10 protein-coding genes, 2 tRNA genes, 2 rRNA genes, 2 pseudogenes and 1 riboswitch (1 of these 17 running past the window's edge) are annotated in these 16525 nt (G+C 62.4%); of the genes and pseudogenes, 7 read left to right on the top strand and 9 right to left on the bottom strand.

Going from position 1 to position 16525, the window contains the following annotated elements:
• The 4 genes from XI02_RS40510 to XI02_RS40525 form a co-directional block, all read right to left on the bottom strand.
• Positions 1 to 712: ribosomal RNA gene (locus XI02_RS40510) — 23S ribosomal RNA — on the bottom strand; it reaches 2134 nt to the left of the window's first position.
• A gap of 397 nt (positions 713 to 1109) precedes the next feature.
• A tRNA-Ala gene (locus XI02_RS40515) sits at positions 1110 to 1185 on the bottom strand.
• Between the two features lie 35 nt (positions 1186 to 1220).
• Positions 1221 to 1297: transfer RNA gene (locus tag XI02_RS40520), tRNA-Ile, on the bottom strand.
• 211 nt (positions 1298 to 1508) lie between these two features.
• A 16S ribosomal RNA gene (locus tag XI02_RS40525) occupies positions 1509 to 2997 on the bottom strand.
• Together the 16S and 23S rRNA genes with 2 tRNA genes alongside form the textbook arrangement of a ribosomal RNA operon.
• Before the next feature lie 1007 nt (positions 2998 to 4004).
• Between XI02_RS40525 and XI02_RS40530 the strand changes: the two genes are divergently transcribed.
• From XI02_RS40530 to XI02_RS40540, 3 genes are all read left to right on the top strand, one after another.
• Complete coding sequence (locus tag XI02_RS40530; protein WP_026191874.1) at positions 4005 to 6068, top strand: M23 family metallopeptidase; 2064 nt, start codon at positions 4005 to 4007, stop codon at positions 6066 to 6068.
• A 115-nt stretch (positions 6069 to 6183) separates the two neighbouring features.
• Positions 6184 to 6546 (top strand): SPW repeat protein, encoded by a 363-nt coding sequence (locus XI02_RS40535; protein WP_016846781.1) that lies wholly within the window; start codon positions 6184 to 6186, stop codon positions 6544 to 6546.
• A gap of 95 nt (positions 6547 to 6641) precedes the next feature.
• Positions 6642 to 6899 carry a hypothetical protein gene (locus tag XI02_RS40540; RefSeq protein ID WP_069280184.1) on the top strand — a complete coding sequence of 86 codons (258 nt, stop codon included), beginning with the start codon at positions 6642 to 6644 and terminating at the stop codon, positions 6897 to 6899.
• A gap of 53 nt (positions 6900 to 6952) precedes the next feature.
• Here XI02_RS40540 and clpB read toward each other — a convergent pair whose 3' ends face one another.
• Complete coding sequence (gene clpB, locus XI02_RS40545; protein ID WP_172646704.1) at positions 6953 to 9604, bottom strand: ATP-dependent chaperone ClpB; 2652 nt, start codon at positions 9602 to 9604, stop codon at positions 6953 to 6955.
• A gap of 191 nt (positions 9605 to 9795) precedes the next feature.
• Entirely contained in the window at positions 9796 to 10359 is a 564-nt protein-coding gene (locus XI02_RS40550) for an XRE family transcriptional regulator (RefSeq protein WP_172646703.1), read from the bottom strand.
• Positions 10360 to 10416: 57 nt separating this feature from the next.
• On the opposite strand from XI02_RS40550, the gene XI02_RS40555 reads away from it, so the two are divergent.
• The 3 genes and pseudogenes from XI02_RS40555 (at position 10417) to XI02_RS40565 (ending at position 12623) form a co-directional block, all read left to right on the top strand.
• Positions 10417 to 10932: a GNAT family N-acetyltransferase gene (locus XI02_RS40555; RefSeq protein WP_172646702.1), complete on the top strand. Its 516-nt coding sequence runs from the start codon at positions 10417 to 10419 to the stop codon at positions 10930 to 10932.
• Positions 10933 to 11071: 139 nt separating this feature from the next.
• Positions 11072 to 11760: pseudogene (locus XI02_RS40560) on the top strand (IS5 family transposase).
• 71 nt (positions 11761 to 11831) lie between these two features.
• The gene (locus tag XI02_RS40565; RefSeq protein WP_172646701.1) at positions 11832 to 12623 is read left to right on the top strand and encodes an MOSC domain-containing protein; all 792 of its coding nucleotides are present in this window, start codon (positions 11832 to 11834) and stop codon (positions 12621 to 12623) included.
• Positions 12624 to 12665: 42 nt separating this feature from the next.
• Here XI02_RS40565 and XI02_RS40570 read toward each other — a convergent pair whose 3' ends face one another.
• Entirely contained in the window at positions 12666 to 13331 is a 666-nt protein-coding gene (locus XI02_RS40570; protein ID WP_069280189.1) for a TIGR02594 family protein, read from the bottom strand.
• Between the two features lie 231 nt (positions 13332 to 13562).
• Here XI02_RS40570 and XI02_RS40575 point away from each other — a divergent pair.
• A pseudogene (locus XI02_RS40575) lies at positions 13563 to 14434 on the top strand (alpha/beta fold hydrolase).
• A gap of 51 nt (positions 14435 to 14485) precedes the next feature.
• Here the strand turns inward: XI02_RS40575 and metW are convergent.
• Both metW and XI02_RS40585 read right to left on the bottom strand, forming a co-directional pair.
• Entirely contained in the window at positions 14486 to 15151 is a 666-nt protein-coding gene (gene metW, locus XI02_RS40580; RefSeq protein WP_018268941.1) for a methionine biosynthesis protein MetW, read from the bottom strand.
• Positions 15148 to 16353 (bottom strand): homoserine O-acetyltransferase, encoded by a 1206-nt coding sequence (locus XI02_RS40585; RefSeq protein ID WP_172646700.1) that lies wholly within the window; start codon positions 16351 to 16353, stop codon positions 15148 to 15150. Before XI02_RS40585 ends, metW begins: the two co-directional genes overlap by 4 nt.
• An 85-nt stretch (positions 16354 to 16438) precedes the next feature.
• A riboswitch (SAM riboswitch) is annotated at positions 16439 to 16518 on the bottom strand.
• Positions 16519 to 16525: the final 7 nt, after the last annotated feature.

The following is a 16525-nucleotide window of genomic DNA, read 5'->3' on the forward strand; positions in this document are numbered from 1 at the left end:
CGCTACGCCTTCGCCTATCGGCTTAAGCTTGCTCGTTAAATTAAGTCGCTGGCCCATAATACAAAAGGTACGACGTCACCCAGAACGTATCTTGGGCTCCGTCTGTTTGTAGGTGTCCGGTTTCAGGTCTATTTCACTCCCCTCGTCGGGGTGCTTTTCACCTTTCCCTCACGGTACTGGTTCACTATCGGTCGCTGAGGAGTACTTAGGCTTGGAGGGTGGTCCCCCCGTGTTCAGACAGGATTACACGTGTCCCGCCTTACTCATGGATACATCATCGCATTACTCGTACGGGGCTATCACCCTCTGAGGCCCTGCTTTCCTGACAGGTTCCGATTGTCTTTGATGTATCACTGGCCTGGTCCGCGTTCGCTCGCCACTACTAACGGAGTCTCGATTGATGTCCTTTCCTCCAGGTACTTAGATGTTTCAGTTCCCTGGGTTTGCTTAAAACCTCCTATTTTATTCGGAGGTCTCATACCTTCTCTTGATAACCGGAAATCCAAAACCTCGCGGTTTGATTTCTCGCATTTCTGGTCGAACCCCAACACACAAGGTCTTGGAGTTCCGGCTATCGAAGGTGGGTTTCCCCATTCGGAAATCCGCGGATCAAAGCTTCTTCGCAGCTCCCCACGGCTTATCGCAGCGTAGCACGTCCTTCATCGCCTCTCAGCGCCAAGGCATCCACCGAACACCCTTAAGGCACTTGATTGCTCTCATTATCAATGTCCACACACTCGGCAGAATGTTGTCTGCGCAACTGCCCGAAGACCGAAGTCCCAGGCACGCATCCTCGATGAATGCGATTGCGCAGCCGGACATTGACTAGAAAGACCAGCTTGCTTCGTAAGATCGGCCCGATAGCGAGGCGGTCAAGCTTCGCTAAAAGGGATCATTTACAACCCGCATCCAATCTCACGATTGAAAACGAGCGCCGAAATGATCCCGGAGATAATGAATGGTTCAGGCGAACTGCTTCGCTTGATCCAAACTCGGATCGATCTCCTCTTTACGATGTCAGAAAACACGCACGTCACCGTCCATCCGGACCAATGAGTGCGAAGTGATGTTTCGCGGACGACGGTAACGCCGTTGGTGATCAAACCATCTGGTGGAGCCAGACGGGATCGAACCGACGACCTCATGCTTGCAAAGCACGCGCTCTCCCAGCTGAGCTATGGCCCCGTACCAGAAGACGAATGCTCCGCACTCGATCAAAATGGTGGGCCTGGGAAGACTTGAACTTCCGACCTCACGCTTATCAAGCGCGCGCTCTAACCAACTGAGCTACAAGCCCCTAACACGAGAGACATGCCGGCGCGCACGCGACGTTTAGTCGGTGCACCGCACAGCGCTCAGCCCCTGGCGCGTGTTCGTCCGCGAAGAAAGAGAAACGAAGACGGCGAAATCCCGCCAATGGAGCTCAACAATCCTGAAACTGTTGGCCCCTGAATGTTTCTAAAACGATCCGATAGATAGCGTGAGCTGATCTGAAGGATCATCCTTAGAAAGGAGGTGATCCAGCCGCAGGTTCCCCTACGGCTACCTTGTTACGACTTCACCCCAGTCGCTGACCCTACCGTGGCCGGCTGCCCCCTTTCGGTTAGCGCACCGTCTTCAGGTAAAACCAACTCCCATGGTGTGACGGGCGGTGTGTACAAGGCCCGGGAACGTATTCACCGTGGCGTGCTGATCCACGATTACTAGCGATTCCAACTTCATGGGCTCGAGTTGCAGAGCCCAATCCGAACTGAGACGGCTTTTTGAGATTTGCGAAGGGTCGCCCCTTAGCATCCCATTGTCACCGCCATTGTAGCACGTGTGTAGCCCAGCCCGTAAGGGCCATGAGGACTTGACGTCATCCCCACCTTCCTCGCGGCTTATCACCGGCAGTCTCCTTAGAGTGCTCAACTAAATGGTAGCAACTAAGGACGGGGGTTGCGCTCGTTGCGGGACTTAACCCAACATCTCACGACACGAGCTGACGACAGCCATGCAGCACCTGTCTCCGGTCCAGCCGAACTGAAGAACTCCGTCTCTGGAGTCCGCGACCGGGATGTCAAGGGCTGGTAAGGTTCTGCGCGTTGCGTCGAATTAAACCACATGCTCCACCGCTTGTGCGGGCCCCCGTCAATTCCTTTGAGTTTTAATCTTGCGACCGTACTCCCCAGGCGGAATGCTTAAAGCGTTAGCTGCGCCACTAGTGAGTAAACCCACTAACGGCTGGCATTCATCGTTTACAGCGTGGACTACCAGGGTATCTAATCCTGTTTGCTCCCCACGCTTTCGTGCCTCAGCGTCAGTATCGGGCCAGTGAGCCGCCTTCGCCACTGGTGTTCTTGCGAATATCTACGAATTTCACCTCTACACTCGCAGTTCCACTCACCTCTCCCGAACTCAAGATCTTCAGTATCAAAGGCAGTTCTGGAGTTGAGCTCCAGGATTTCACCCCTGACTTAAAGACCCGCCTACGCACCCTTTACGCCCAGTGATTCCGAGCAACGCTAGCCCCCTTCGTATTACCGCGGCTGCTGGCACGAAGTTAGCCGGGGCTTATTCTTGCGGTACCGTCATTATCTTCCCGCACAAAAGAGCTTTACAACCCTAGGGCCTTCATCACTCACGCGGCATGGCTGGATCAGGCTTGCGCCCATTGTCCAATATTCCCCACTGCTGCCTCCCGTAGGAGTTTGGGCCGTGTCTCAGTCCCAATGTGGCTGATCATCCTCTCAGACCAGCTACTGATCGTCGCCTTGGTGAGCCATTACCTCACCAACTAGCTAATCAGACGCGGGCCGATCTTTCGGCGATAAATCTTTCCCCGTAAGGGCTTATCCGGTATTAGCTGAAGTTTCCCTCAGTTGTTCCGAACCAAAAGGTACGTTCCCACGCGTTACTCACCCGTCTGCCGCTGACATATTGCTATGCCCGCTCGACTTGCATGTGTTAAGCCTGCCGCCAGCGTTCGCTCTGAGCCAGGATCAAACTCTCAAGTTGGACTTGAAACCTTGAACCGGCTGATCACAACGTTTGACGAGGTCCCACCATTCTTCACCGGCCGAAACCGGCAAGCTGCTGACGATTCACATCGTGTGCAGCGATGGTGTAACCTTTAAAACGTGTACCGCCGAAGTCTTTCGTCCACTCTCAGAAGTCAAAAGCCGAAGCTTTCAAGTATTCCGAGAGACGCAAGGACTCCGCCGTCCACGTTTCTCTTTCTTCATCTTTACTTGTCAAACAGCCCGGGATCCGGTGATCCCACACCCTTAGAGGGTGGTTCTACCCTTCACCGGCCGACGATGAACTCCAACCGATTTATGTCGGCTGTTGTGTCACTCATCGAAGTGAGGAGCATCAGTGGCGCGTTCGCTCGCCTTGGTCAGTGACCCGGCGGCGCCGCGCTCAGTGGTTGGTTTATAGTCCGCACCCCTCGGGATTGTCAACGGCCATTGTCAACAAATCGTCGCACGCCCAAATCGCTTGTGCAGTGCGAAGAAATTCTCGTGCTTTCCGTGACTTAGGTCGGAGGTAAAAATTCGCCACCCAGCCCTCGCGGCAAAAAACTTTAAAAAAAGTTTGTCGCCGTGGAGCCCGTGAGGCCCTCCAAAATGGGTTCCAACCGCCCCGGGCCGGGCGGCGGGCATCGACCTGCTTTCAAGGAAGCTTTTCCACCTCAAATGCCGCACTTGAGCCACAATCCTGCGACGTTCTGGCTATAACGAATGCATTGAACCGCTCGTAACCTGTGGGGGCTGGGGCGGTTTTTCTGGGGGACCAGGCGATTTTCTCCGAGAACCCGTCGCCTCTTCCCTTCGCGGCCGAGCAACATCGAGAGATCTGCACACCATTGACGTTCGAGATCGCGGCTAGCTAATGGCCATCGGCTTCTCGAATTCGATGCGTGTGGCTCGCCACACTGCCGAGATCCCTCGTCACGGGATCAAGGTGGGGACAAGGACGAGCAGAGGTCGATCGCAGTTGCTGGAATTTGGGGGGATGCAGGGTTGAGCCAACGGGCGTCACGCGGAAGCGGCATTGGGCGCGAGACCGGGATGATCGATCTCGGTCACGAACCGCCGCTTTCGGTCGACGGCACCGAGGCTGCGGTGATCGATCGCCGCCGTGTCTCCGTTCAATGGTTCAGCGGCACCATTCTGACTGGTCTATGTGGCGCGGCCCTGATCGGCGGCGCCGTTTTTGCGTCGCTCGACGGCGAGATGACCTTCGCCAAGGTGCCGGAGCGCGTCGAAGGCGCGCTGCGCGGCGCGTTCACCGGCAATGATCGCGTCGTCAGCCTGCACAAGGGCGACCGCCTGCCGCCGCCCAGCGAATCCTCCGCTTCCCGCAGCCTGGTGCGCGTGTCGACCGTGACCCGCGTCGGCAATCGCGACGTGATGCGGGTACGGCCCTTCATCCGAATTTCCGGCAATCTCTCGATGACCACGAGCGACCTGTCGGCAAAAATCCCCGCGTTCAACGCGCAGCGTCTGCTGACCGATGTCGGCTCCGACACGCCGGCGGCGGCCGAGGATCCGAATGCCGCGGCCGAGCCCGACGCCGAGGTCTCGTTCGTCACCAAGGATCTCGGCTCCGTGCTGCCGAAAGCCAAGCTCGCCGCCGTCGTCGCGCTCGACGACGTGCTGATGCGGGTCCGCGACGCCGCCAACTGGCGCGGCTCCGGCGGCTCGGTGCGCTACGCTTCACTCGCCAATGCAGCGGCTGACGCGAGTGGCGCCGGCCCCGACATGAGGATGGCCTACGCCACCGAGGGCAACACCTCCGATCCCTATGCCGGCTTCGAGACCCGCGTGGTGCCGGAAAACGTCACCCTGCTGCCGAAGACCAAAGAGCAGGTCACCGGCGGCAATCCGGTCGGTGAGCGGGTTCACCTCGTCAAGAAGGGCGACAGCATCACCTCGATCCTGCGCGATCAGGGCGCAACGCCCGACGAGGCGAAGGCGATCGCCGCGACGCTCGGCCCGCGCGGCCGCGACGGCGGCCTGAAGGAAGGCCAGAAGGTACGAATCCTGATGGCGCCGGCGGCTCCCGGACCGAATGTCAGGCTGCAGCCCTATCGCGTGATCGTCGCCAACGAATCGGTCATCGAGGCCGTCGCTGCGCTGTCCGATCTCGGCAAATACGTTGCCGTCGACGTGCAGAGCATGAACACCGTCACCGAGACCGCCGACAATTCCAGCGACGATGACGAGGATGATGGCAGCGGCGTGCGGCTCTATCAGAGCATTTACGAGACCGCGCTGCGCAACAAGGTGCCGCCGACCGTCATCGAAGACATGGTCAAGATCTACTCCTATGACGTCGATTTCCAGCGCAAGGTACAGCCCGGCGACTCGTTCGACGTGTTTTTTGCCGGCGAGGACGAGGGCGTCACCAGCACCGAAAAGACCGAAGTGCTCTACGCTGCGCTGACCGTGGGCGGCGAAACCAAGAAATACTACCGATTCCAGAGTTCGGACGACGGCCTCGTCGACTATTATGACGAGACCGGCAAGAGCGCGAAGAAGTTCCTGGTGCGCAAGCCGGTCAACAACGCGATCATGCGGTCGGGCTTCGGCGGGCGCCGCCACCCGATCCTCGGCTATGTGAAGATGCACACCGGCGTCGACTGGGCCACCGCCTACGGCACGCCGATCTTCGCGTCCGGCAACGGCGTGCTCGAGAAGGTCGGATACGAGGGCGGTTACGGCAAATATATCCGCATGAAGCATGCCAATGGCTATGAGACGGCCTACGGCCACATGTCGGCCTTCGCCAAGGGCATGGAGATCGGCAAGAAGGTGCGGCAGGGCCAGGTGATCGGCTTCGTCGGCTCGACCGGCCAGTCGACCGGCCCGCACGTCCACTACGAAATCCTGGTCAACGGCCGATTCGTCGACCCGATGCGCGTGAAGCTGCCGCGCGGCCGTTCGCTCGAAGGCCCGATGCTGGCGAACTTCGAGAAGGAGCGCGACCGGATCGAGGCCCAGATGTCCAGCCGCGGCAGCTCGCGAATCGTCTCGGATGCCACGAGCTCCACGTCGCAGACGCGCTCCATCACCAACCGCTGATGCCGTTTTCCGGGCCGGCGCTCCGCCAGTTTCAATAAATTTCGCACCATGGGATGGGAACCCGAACGGCGATCATCTGGTTGATTCAGCAGTGAAACCTCCAATGGAGGGTGTCATGGAGAACTGGACGAACGCAAAACTGTGCGACGTCGCAAACCTGATCCTCGGCGCGATTCTTTTCCTCTCGCCATGGCTGCTCAAGTTCGACGCCGGAATGGTTTCCACCAACGCCCACATCGTCGGCCTCGTGATGGCGGTCCTTGCGATCGCCGCGCTCGCGGCATTCGCGGTCTGGGAGGAGTGGCTGAACCTCATCGTCGGGCTTTGGGCGCTGGTCTCGCCCTGGGTCCTGGGTTTCCAGGGAATGACCACCGCGACGACCGTGCACGTAGTGATCGGCATCGCCGTCGCAGTCCTTGCGGCGATCGAGCTCTGGGTAATGTCCCAGCATCCGCCTCGGCTCACAACGCACAGCTGAGGCCTTGAAACCATGCATCCCTACCCGCTGGCGGGGATCACCGGCGGGCGGGGGTTTGGTCGTGCTCAACGAAAATATGCACGAGGATTTGTACCATGACGCAGCTCACCCGTGACGACGTGCTCAAATCGGTCGGCCACGCCGACGATGTCACCATCGCCAGAATCATCGCATCGGGCGCAACCGTCGCCGAGCTCGCCGAGGCGCAGGCCTGGCTCGCCAATGACGAGCCGCTGATCAATGCCGGCAGGCCGCTGGCCACAGGCCGCGCCCGCGAGCTGGTCGACATCCTGTCCGAACTCGAGCCCAGCGCGGACGACGAGCCGTCACCGCCGATCGTTCCGCAGGAATAATTTGCGAAGAAAGCCCTCCCCGCGGCATGCGGGGAGGGTTCTCGTTATTGCACTCAGTTCAGCTTGCGCTTCGAGACCGGGGCCTCGAACTGCACGACCTCGGCGGTCTTGGGCACCTGACCGTTGAAGGTCAGCACGTTGCCCTTCTCCGAGATCACGACGTGATCGCCGTCCTTGACCTCGCCGGCGAGGATCATCTCGGCCAGCGGATCCTGCACGCTGCGCTGGATCACCCGCTTCAGCGGGCGGGCGCCGTAAGCTGGATCCCAGCCCTTCTCGGCGAGCCAGTCCCGCGCCTTGGCGTCCAGCGTGAGCTCGATCTTGCGATCCTCGAGCAGCCTGGTCAGCCGCGCGAACTGGATCTCGACGATACGGCCCATCTCGCTCTTCTGCAGGCGGTGGAACAGAATGATCTCGTCGATGCGGTTCAGGAATTCCGGCCTGAAATGCGCCCGCACGACGCCCATCACCTGATCGCGGACCGCCGCAGTGTCCTCACCCTCCGGCTGATTCACCAGGAATTCCGAACCGAGATTCGAGGTCATGATGATCAGCGTGTTGCGGAAGTCGACGGTACGGCCCTGACCATCGGTCAGGCGGCCGTCGTCGAGCACCTGCAACAGCACGTTGAAGACGTCGGGATGCGCTTTCTCGATCTCGTCGAACAGCACGACCTGGTAGGGCCGCCGCCGCACGGCTTCGGTCAGGGCACCGCCCTCATCGTAGCCGACATAGCCGGGAGGCGCACCGATCAGCCGCGAGACCGAGTGCTTCTCCATGAACTCGGACATGTCGAGGCGGACCATCGCGGTCTCGTCGTTGAACAGGTCAGCGGCGAGCGCCTTGGTCAGCTCGGTCTTGCCGACGCCGGTGGGGCCTAGGAACATGAACGAGCCGGTCGGCCGGTTCGGATCCTGCAGGCCCGCACGGGCACGGCGCACGGCGGTTGCCACCGCCCGCACCGCTTCGGCCTGGCCGACGACGCGCCTGGCGAGACTGTCCTCCATCTTCAGGAGCTTGTCCTTTTCGCCCTCGAGCATCTTGTCGACGGGCACGCCGGTCCAGCGCGAGACGACCTGCGCGATGTGGTTGGCGGTGACCGCCTCCTCCATCATCTCGCCGCCGTTCGGCTTGCTGTTTTCTTGCGCCTCGATATCGGCGAGCTTCCTTTCCAGCTCGGGAATCCGGCCATAGGCCAGCTCGCCCGCCTTCTGGAATTCGCCGCGACGCTGCGCATTGGCAAGCTCGACGCGGAGCGCATCGAGTTCGCTCTTCAGCTTCTGGGCATTGGAGAGCTTGTTCTTCTCCGCGCTCCAGCGCGCCGTCAGCGCCGTCGACCGCTCCTCGAGCCCGGCGAGCTCCTTCTCCAGGGTCTGCAAGCGGCTCTTGGAGCCGGCATCATTCTCCTTCTTCAGCGCCTCCTGCTCAATCTTGAGCCGGATGATGTCGCGATCCAGCGAATCGAGCTCTTCCGGCTTGGAATCGACCTGCATCTTCAGCCGCGCTGCCGCCTCGTCCATCAGGTCGATGGCCTTGTCGGGCAGGAAGCGGTCGGTGATGTAGCGGTTCGACAGCGTGGTCGCGGCCACCAGCGCGGAGTCGGTGATGCGCACGCCGTGATGCTGCTCGTACTTGTCCTTCAGGCCGCGCAGGATCGAGATGGTGTCCTCGACCGTCGGCTCGCTGACATAGATCGGCTGGAACCGGCGGGCCAGCGCCGCATCCTTCTCGACATGCTTGCGGTACTCGTCGAGCGTGGTCGCACCGATACAGTGCAGCTCGCCGCGCGCGAGAGCCGGCTTCAACAGGTTGGACGCGTCCATCGCGCCGTCGGTCTTGCCGGCGCCGATCAGCGTGTGCATCTCGTCGATGAACAGGATGATGCCGCCCTCGGCGGTCGAGACCTCCTGCAGGACGGACTTCAGCCGCTCCTCGAACTCGCCGCGATATTTCGCGCCGGCGATCAGGGCGCCCATGTCGAGCGACAGCAGCTTCTTGTCCTTCAGGCTCTCCGGCACGTCGCCGTTGAGGATGCGCAGCGCCAGGCCCTCGACGATCGCGGTCTTGCCGACGCCGGGCTCACCGATCAGGACGGGATTGTTCTTGGTCCGCCGCGACAGCACCTGGATGGTACGACGGATCTCCTCGTCGCGGCCGATCACCGGGTCGAGCTTGCCGTCGCGCGCGGCCTGGGTCAGGTCGCGGGCATATTTCTTCAGCGCGTCGTAAGCATTCTCGGCGGTCGCACTGTCAGCGGTGCGGCCCTTGCGCAGCGCTTCGATCGCCGCGTTCAGGTTCTGCGCCGTGACGCCGCCCTTGCTCAGGATGGAGGCGGCCTCGCTGCCCTTCTCGAGCGTGAGCCCGAGCAGCAGCCGCTCGACGGTGACAAAACTGTCGCCGGCCTTGTCGGCGGCCTTTTCCGCCGCATCGAAGGCACGCGCCAGTTCCGGCGACAGGTAGACCTGCCCGGCACCATTGCCCGAGACCTTCGGCAGCTTGTTCAGCGCCTCTTCGATCGCTTTCAGGATTGCTCTGGAATTACCGCCAGCACGGTCGATCAGACCGCCGGCGAGTCCCTCATTGTCGTCCAGCAGCACCTTCAACAGATGCAACGGCGAGAACTGCTGGTGACCGTCACGCATTGCGAGCGACTGGGCAGACTGGATGAATCCGCGCGCGCGCTCGGTGTACTTCTCAATGTTCATTCGTTTTCCCTCGGCCTGCCGTCACCACCCATTCAGGCATGGTTCCGGCATCTTCATTGGGTTTCCGCGGGCCGCATTGACGTTCCTCAACCAGCCTCTGGTCGTCGCCATCATCTTTCAGGCTTGCCGCAGATGTGGGCACTTGGTTCCAAAACGGAAGAGCCGCAGCCTGCGATTTCACCCGATGAAGCTCAGCGCCGCACGATGGCGACAAGGTAGCGGCAGGGCTGAGCGGTTTCGTTACGGAAGACGATGTCCGACGGCGGACCAAGCTCGACGCGGTCACCCGCAGCGAGCTCGTGGCGCTCCGCCCCTTCCATCAAAATGAGGCGGCCGCTGATCACCCACACCACCTGGCGGACCAGGTGATAGGCGCTGGCGGGAAAGCCGGCTTCCTGCCTCGCAGGCAGCTCGATCTCCACCAGCTCCAGCGGATTGGCCGGATGCAGGAACACCTGCCGCCGCAGATAGGCCGCCTTCGGATCGCGCCAGACCGGCTGATCCTTGGCCCGCTGCAGGCGGGAATTGTGTGAGGCAACCTCGAACAGCGCGGCCATGGTCACCCCATAGGCTGTGGCGATCCGCGACAGCGTCGCCGCCGTCGGGCTTGCCTCCGCCCGCTCGATCTTGCTCAGCATGGCCTTGGACACGCCTGCCCGCCCGGCGAGGTCCGCCAGCGACCAGCCGCGGCCCTCCCGTTCGGCGCGAACCCGCCGCCCGAGAGCCTCATCGGCCTTGTCCTCTATAATTGACATACCGTCTTATATAGTAGACGATGCGGTCCGTTCAAGAGGCCCGTCAAGGAACCACCGATGATTATCCGCCCCGCCACCGAGCAGGACATCCCGGCAATTACCGCGATCTTCAATGAGGCGGTCGCCAACTCGAACGCGATCTGGACGGAGAAGCAGGATTCCGACGCCGAGCGGCTGGCCTGGATGAAGGCCCGGCTGGCGCTGGGTTACCCGGTGCTGGTTGCGGCCGAAGGGCCTGTGGTGCACGGCTACGGCACGTTCGGCGACTTCCGGGCGTTCCCGGGCTACCGCTACAGCGTCGAGCATAGCGTCTATATCCATGCCGATCATCGCGGCCGCGGCCTCGGCCGAATCATCGTCGACGAACTGATCGCCGCGGCCACCGCGCTCGGCAAGCACGTCATGATCGCCGGCATCGACGGCGGCAATCCGGCCTCGCTCCGGCTGCACGCGCAGGCCGGGTTCGTCGAGGTCGCCCGGATGCCGGAGGTCGGACGCAAGTTCGGCCGCTGGCTCGATCTCGTGTTCATGCAGCGCCTGCTGGACGCGCCTGGAGCGGCGCGCGCCGACTAGAGTGAGAACTCATTAATTGTTCTGCTCCGACAATACGATACTGATTCTCTTTTGGGGAAGGATTGGGATCGTGAGTAGGAGTTTGTTTTGGCTGAGCGACGAGCAGTGGCAGCGGATCGAACCTCACTTGCCAACCGATGTGCGCGGTGTCGAGCGGCAGGACGATCGCCGCATTATCAGCGGCATTATACATGTGCTGAAAAGCGGCTGCCGCTGGTCCGATTGCCCCGAAGCCTACGGGCCTCCGACAACGATCTACAATCGCTTCGCCCGGTGGGCGCGGCGCGGCATATGGGAAAGCCTGTTCCGCACGCTTGCCGGCAACGGTCGATCGATAGACACGCAGATGATCGACTCCACGCACGTCAAAGCGCATCGCTCAGCAGCGGGCGGAAAAGGGGGGAGCAGAAGCAGGCTGTTGGCCGCTCGCGCGGAGGGCGCAACACGAAGATACACGCACTTGCAGATGCTAAGGGACGCCTGATCGCGATTTTGTTGACCGGAGGTGAAGCGCACGACTGTCCGGTCGCAGAACGCCTGATCCGCAGGGTCAAGCCTCCGAAACGGATGCTCGGCGACAAGGCCTATGACAGCGCCGAATTGCGCGAGGAGCTGGATGCGCGCGGAACCAAGCCGGTCATTCCAAACCGCAGCAATCGCAAACAACCCTACAGCTTCTCAAAGCGCCTCTACAAACTGCGCTGGCGCATCGAGAGTGCATTCAACCGGCTGAAGGACTTCAGGCGTATCGCGACCCGTTATGACAGGCTGGCGCGAAACTATCTCGCCTCCGTCTGCCTCACCGCAGCTCTTGTATGGTGGATCTAATGAGTCTGGACCCTAGTACCTTCCCGCAGGCGGCAGTTCTCCTCGCACGCCAAACAGGCTAGAGCGGGCGAATGGACAACACGCACGCTTCCTCCGCCAGGATCACCGGCATCTATCGCTACCCCGTCAAGGGTCTCACGCCCGAGCCGCTGCCGCACGCAGAGCTCAAGATCGGCGAGACGCTCCGCTCGGATCGCCGCTATGCGATCGAGAACGGCCCGAGCGGCTTCGATCCCTCGGCGCCGAAGTGGCTGCCGAAGCCGCATTTCCTGATGCTGCAGCGGGATGAGTGGCTGGCGCCGCTGCGCGCCCATTTCGACGATGACAGCCATGTACTGACGCTGCGCCGGGATGGCGCGATGGTGGCCCAGGGCAACCTCGAGACCGCAGAAGGCCGCGCAGCCATCGAGCGCTATTTCGCCGACCGTCACACCGGCCAGATCAAGGGACCGCCCAAGGTCCTGGTCAGCCCCGGGCACAGTTTCTCCGACGTGCCGCGCAAGGTGGTCTCGATCATCAATCTGGCCAGCCTGCGGGCGATCGAGGAGATGGTGCAGGCGCCGGTCCATCCGCTGCGCTTCCGCGCCAATCTCTATGTCGAGGGCTGGCCGGCCTGGCATGAAGCCAGCCTGCTCGACCAGACCATCGCGATCGGCAGCGCGCGGGCCAGGGTGGTAAAGCGCATCACCCGCTGCGCCGCGGTCAATGTCGATCCCGATACCGGCGCGCGCGACCTCTCGGTGCCGAACACGCTGATGCAACGCTTCGGCAACAATGAATGCGGCATCTACGCCGAGATCATCAGCGATGGCGCCGCCGCCGTCGGCAACACGATTGCCGCCGAGGGACCTGTCGCGTCGTAGGCCGGGCAAGGCGCGTGCGCGCCCTGCCCCGCTTTCGACCGGTCAGTTGGTCGGCATCACATAGGCGTAGATCCGGCCGCGCGAGACCGGCGTCTCGCGGACGCGGTGGCCGCTGTTGCCCGAGATCATGATCGGATTGCCCTTGGCATCGACGCCGGTGATGATGCCGACATGGCCGCCGCCGCGGCGGCTCATCACGGCGATGGCGCCGACCTGCGGTCCCGAAACGCGCGTGCCGTATTTGGCGAACGAGCTCGCCATGTCGGAGCCGGTGCCGCGATGGCCGGTGTGCTGCAGCACCATGTTCATGAAGCGGGCGCACCACAGGCTTGAGCGACCGGTCGGATTGCCGCCGAGATAGCGGCGCGCCTCGGCCACGATGCCGGACGAGCCGAAGCCGCCTGCCGCACTGACGCCGCCGGTGTTGGGCACGGGGTCAGCGCTGCCGGGCAACGGCGCTGCGTTGGTTTCGACGATCCCGCCCGGCTGCGCGAGGGCGCGGCGCTCGGCGCGCGACAGCCGCGCTGTGCGCCCGTAATGACGATGGGCATAGTGGCGCGCGTGATGGCCGGCATGGGCCGAATGCGCGTGACGTGAATGGTGCGGACGGGCGGATGCCGGAGCGGCGGAGATTACGGCGAGAGTGAGCGAACACAGAGCCAGCGCCAAAACACGAAGCGACCGGCGACACGCAAGCAACTGAACCATACTTCACTAGATCCTCTATAACGCCCCCCAATTCCCCGTCGCGTTCCCGGGGGAACACGGCGGTGGTTTTGAAAATCGGGATGGCGCGAGGAAGATTTCATGCGGCACTGCGGGAACAATTTCTGGGTCATTCCGCGATGAATCGATGACGAGAAAGGAACCGGAACTGCCGCATTGCGGCCTTGAAAATTAACTGCAAATCTGGAGGCGGCCAACGAGAGGAGAATTTCAATGCCCTACGCCACGACGAAAGATCATGTCCGCCTCCATTTCGAAGAGGCCGGCAGCGGCAGCCCGATCATCTTCCTGCACGAGTTTGCCGCTGATCACACCAATTGGGAGCGCAGATGCGCTACTTCGCGCGCGGCCACCGCTGCATCGCCTATTCGGCGCGCGGCTACACGCCGTCGGATGTGCCGCCGAGCGCCGACGTCTACACCTACCAGCACTTCTATACCGACGCGCTCGCCGTGCTCGACCATCTTGGCATCGCAAGGGCGCATTTCGTCGGGCTCTCGATGGGCTCCTATTCGTCGCTGCAGGTCGCGCTCAATGCGCCGGAGCGCGCGCTGTCGATGACGCTGGCCGCCGTCGGCTCCGGCTCGAGCCTCGAGAATCTCGATGCCTTCCGCGCGCAGTGCCGCGCCAATGCCGAGCAATACGAGAGCATCGGCTCGGTCGAGGTCGCCAAGGTGACGCGCGAGGCGCCGAGCCGGATTCCGTTCCTGATCAAGGATCCGCGCGGCCACGCCGACTTCTACGCCGCACTCGCCCGCCACGACGCCAGGGGCTCCGCCAACACGATGCGCAGCTTCCAGGGCGGCCGGCCCTCGATCTACACCATGACCGACGCCATCAAGCGTGTGTCAACGCCGGCGCTGATCCTGTGCGGCGACGAGGACGACAATTGCATCGCGCCCAGCATGTTCCTGAAGCAGCATCTGCCGGCCGCCGGGCTTTCCTTCTTCCCGAAGTCGGGTCACGTGCTCAACCTCGAGGAGCCGGCGCTGTTCAACGAGATGGTCGAGCGCTTCATCGCGCTGGTCGAGGCCGGCCGCTGGCCGGTGCGCGATCCGCGGTCGCTGGTGGCGGCGCCGGTGTAGTCTTGTCATTCCGGGGCACGCGAAGCGTGAACCCGGAATGACGCCAAGACGTCACTTCCCCTGCCCACCCCGGCTGAGCAGGAACACGCCCTGCTCGCCGAACATGTTCCACACCCACCACGGCAGGTTGAGCGGCACCGGGCGGCCGTAGAGATCGAGCGCGACCGCGCGCTCCATCTTGACGTTGATCTCCTCGCAGAGCTGCACGAAATCCTTGATGGTGCAGAAATGGATGTTCGAGGTGTCGTACCAGCTCGCCGGCAAATTCTCGGTCCGCGGCATGTGGCCGCCGATCAGGAGCTGCAGCCGCATCTTCCAGAATCCGAAATTCGGGAACGAGACGATGGCGCGCTGGCCGATCCGCAGCAGATTTTCCAGCACCACCTTGGGCTGCCGCGTCGCCTGCAAGGTCTGCGACAGGATCACGTAGTCGAACGCATCGTCGGGATAGTTGACGAGATCGGTGTCGGCATCGCCCTGCACCACGGCGAGCCCCTTGGCGACGCAGCCGTTGACACCCTCGCGCGACAGCTCGATGCCGCGGCCGTCGATGCCGCGGCTCTCCAGCAGTTGCAGCAGCTCGCCGTCGCCGCAGCCGACATCGAGCACGCGCGAGCCTGGCCGCACCATGTCGGCGACCAGCAGATGATCGGTGCGATAGCCGCCGGTCCGCTCCGGCGCGACGCCCGGCAAGGGCAATGTCTGCTGCATGCTCATGACTGGCCGCCGTCCTTCAATCCGCGCGCCTTGCCTGCGGCCAGCAGGAAAGCGCGGGAGATCTCGAGGAATTCGGGCACGTCGAGCAGGAAGGCGTCGTGCCCCTTGTCGGTCTCGATCTCGGCGAACGACACCCGCGCGCTCGACGCGTTCAGCGCATGCACCAGCGCGCGCGATTCCGAGGTCGGAAACAGCCAGTCACTGGTGAACGACACCACGCAGAACCGGGTCTGGATGCCGGTGAACGCCTTCGCCAGCACGCCGTTGTGGTCGGCGGCGATGTCGAAATAGTCCATCGCACGGGTCAGATAGAGATAGGAGTTGGCGTCGAACCGTTCGACAAAGGACGAGCCCTGGTAGCGCAGATAGCTCTCGACCTGGAAATCCGCATCGAACGAGAAGGTCGGCAGCTCGCGGTCCTGCATCCGCCGTCCGAACTTGCGATGCAGCGCGGCGTCCGAGAGATAGGTGATGTGCGCGGCCATCCGCGCCACTGCCAATCCGCGATGCGGATGGGTGTCCTCGTCGACATAGCGGCCGCCGCGCCAGTCCGGATCGGCCATCACGGCCTGGCGGCCGAGCTCGTGGAACGCGATGTTCTGCGCCGAGTGGCGCGTCGAGCAGGCGATCGCGAGCGTCGAGAACACGCGCTCCGGATAGGCCGCGGTCCATTGCAGCACCTGCATGCCGCCCATCGAGCCGCCGACCACGCAGAACAGCGTCGTGATGCCGAGGCGGTCGATCAGCATCGCCTGCGCGCGCACCATGTCGGGGATGGTGATGATCGGGAAATCAAGTCCCCACACCTTGCCGGTCGCGGGATTCAGCGACGCGGGCCCGGTCGAGCCCATGCAGCCGCCGATCACATTGGAGCAGATGATGAAGTATTTTTCGGGATCGATCGGCCGGCCGGCGCCGACCATGGTCTCCCACCAGCCGGGCTTGCCGGTGACGGGATGGATGTTGTTGACATGCTGATCGCCGGTCAGCGCGTGGCAGACCAGGATCGCGTTGGAGCGGTCGGCATTGAGCTCGCCATAGGTCTGGTAGGCGATCTGGAACGGTGCGAGATCGACGCCGCAATCGAGCTTGAGCGGCTGGTCCATCCCGAACTTCGCCACCAGTGACGACGGATGGTCGGCCTCATGGGCGCGATCATCGCTTTGGGTTTGTGGGCTCGGTATCGGACGCACGTTGCTCATCTAGGCGACCCTGCCTCCGCGCGGGAGGGCTCGACGGACCTCAGGCCAATAAAAAACCCGGCCTGAACAAAGGTTCGGCCGGGAGCTGATAAGGTCCCCGGCCTGTTTAGCGAGTTGTTTAACGTGGCTGCAAGCCGGCCGGCTCAAATGACCACGGGACGCAGGGAACGTA

Origin of the sequence: Bradyrhizobium sp. CCBAU 21365 (assembly GCF_015291305.1) — a bacterium.
Lineage (GTDB): Bacteria > Pseudomonadota > Alphaproteobacteria > Rhizobiales > Xanthobacteraceae > Bradyrhizobium > Bradyrhizobium elkanii.

What these genes read in the sequence shown, in the direction of transcription:
- XI02_RS40535 (WP_016846781.1), top strand. Translation starts at nt 6,184, where the DNA reads ATGGAGAACTGGACGAACGCAAAACTGTGCGACGTCGCAAACCTGATC.
- XI02_RS40540 (WP_069280184.1), top strand. Translation starts at nt 6,642, where the DNA reads ATGACGCAGCTCACCCGTGACGACGTGCTCAAATCGGTCGGCCACGCC.
- clpB (WP_172646704.1), bottom strand. Translation starts at nt 9,604, where the DNA reads ATGAACATTGAGAAGTACACCGAGCGCGCGCGCGGATTCATCCAGTCT.
- XI02_RS40550 (WP_172646703.1), bottom strand. Translation starts at nt 10,359, where the DNA reads ATGTCAATTATAGAGGACAAGGCCGATGAGGCTCTCGGGCGGCGGGTT.
- XI02_RS40555 (WP_172646702.1), top strand. Translation starts at nt 10,417, where the DNA reads ATGATTATCCGCCCCGCCACCGAGCAGGACATCCCGGCAATTACCGCG.
- XI02_RS40565 (WP_172646701.1), top strand. Translation starts at nt 11,832, where the DNA reads ATGGACAACACGCACGCTTCCTCCGCCAGGATCACCGGCATCTATCGC.
- XI02_RS40570 (WP_069280189.1), bottom strand. Translation starts at nt 13,331, where the DNA reads ATGGTTCAGTTGCTTGCGTGTCGCCGGTCGCTTCGTGTTTTGGCGCTG.
- metW (WP_018268941.1), bottom strand. Translation starts at nt 15,151, where the DNA reads ATGAGCATGCAGCAGACATTGCCCTTGCCGGGCGTCGCGCCGGAGCGG.
- XI02_RS40585 (WP_172646700.1), bottom strand. Translation starts at nt 16,353, where the DNA reads ATGAGCAACGTGCGTCCGATACCGAGCCCACAAACCCAAAGCGATGAT.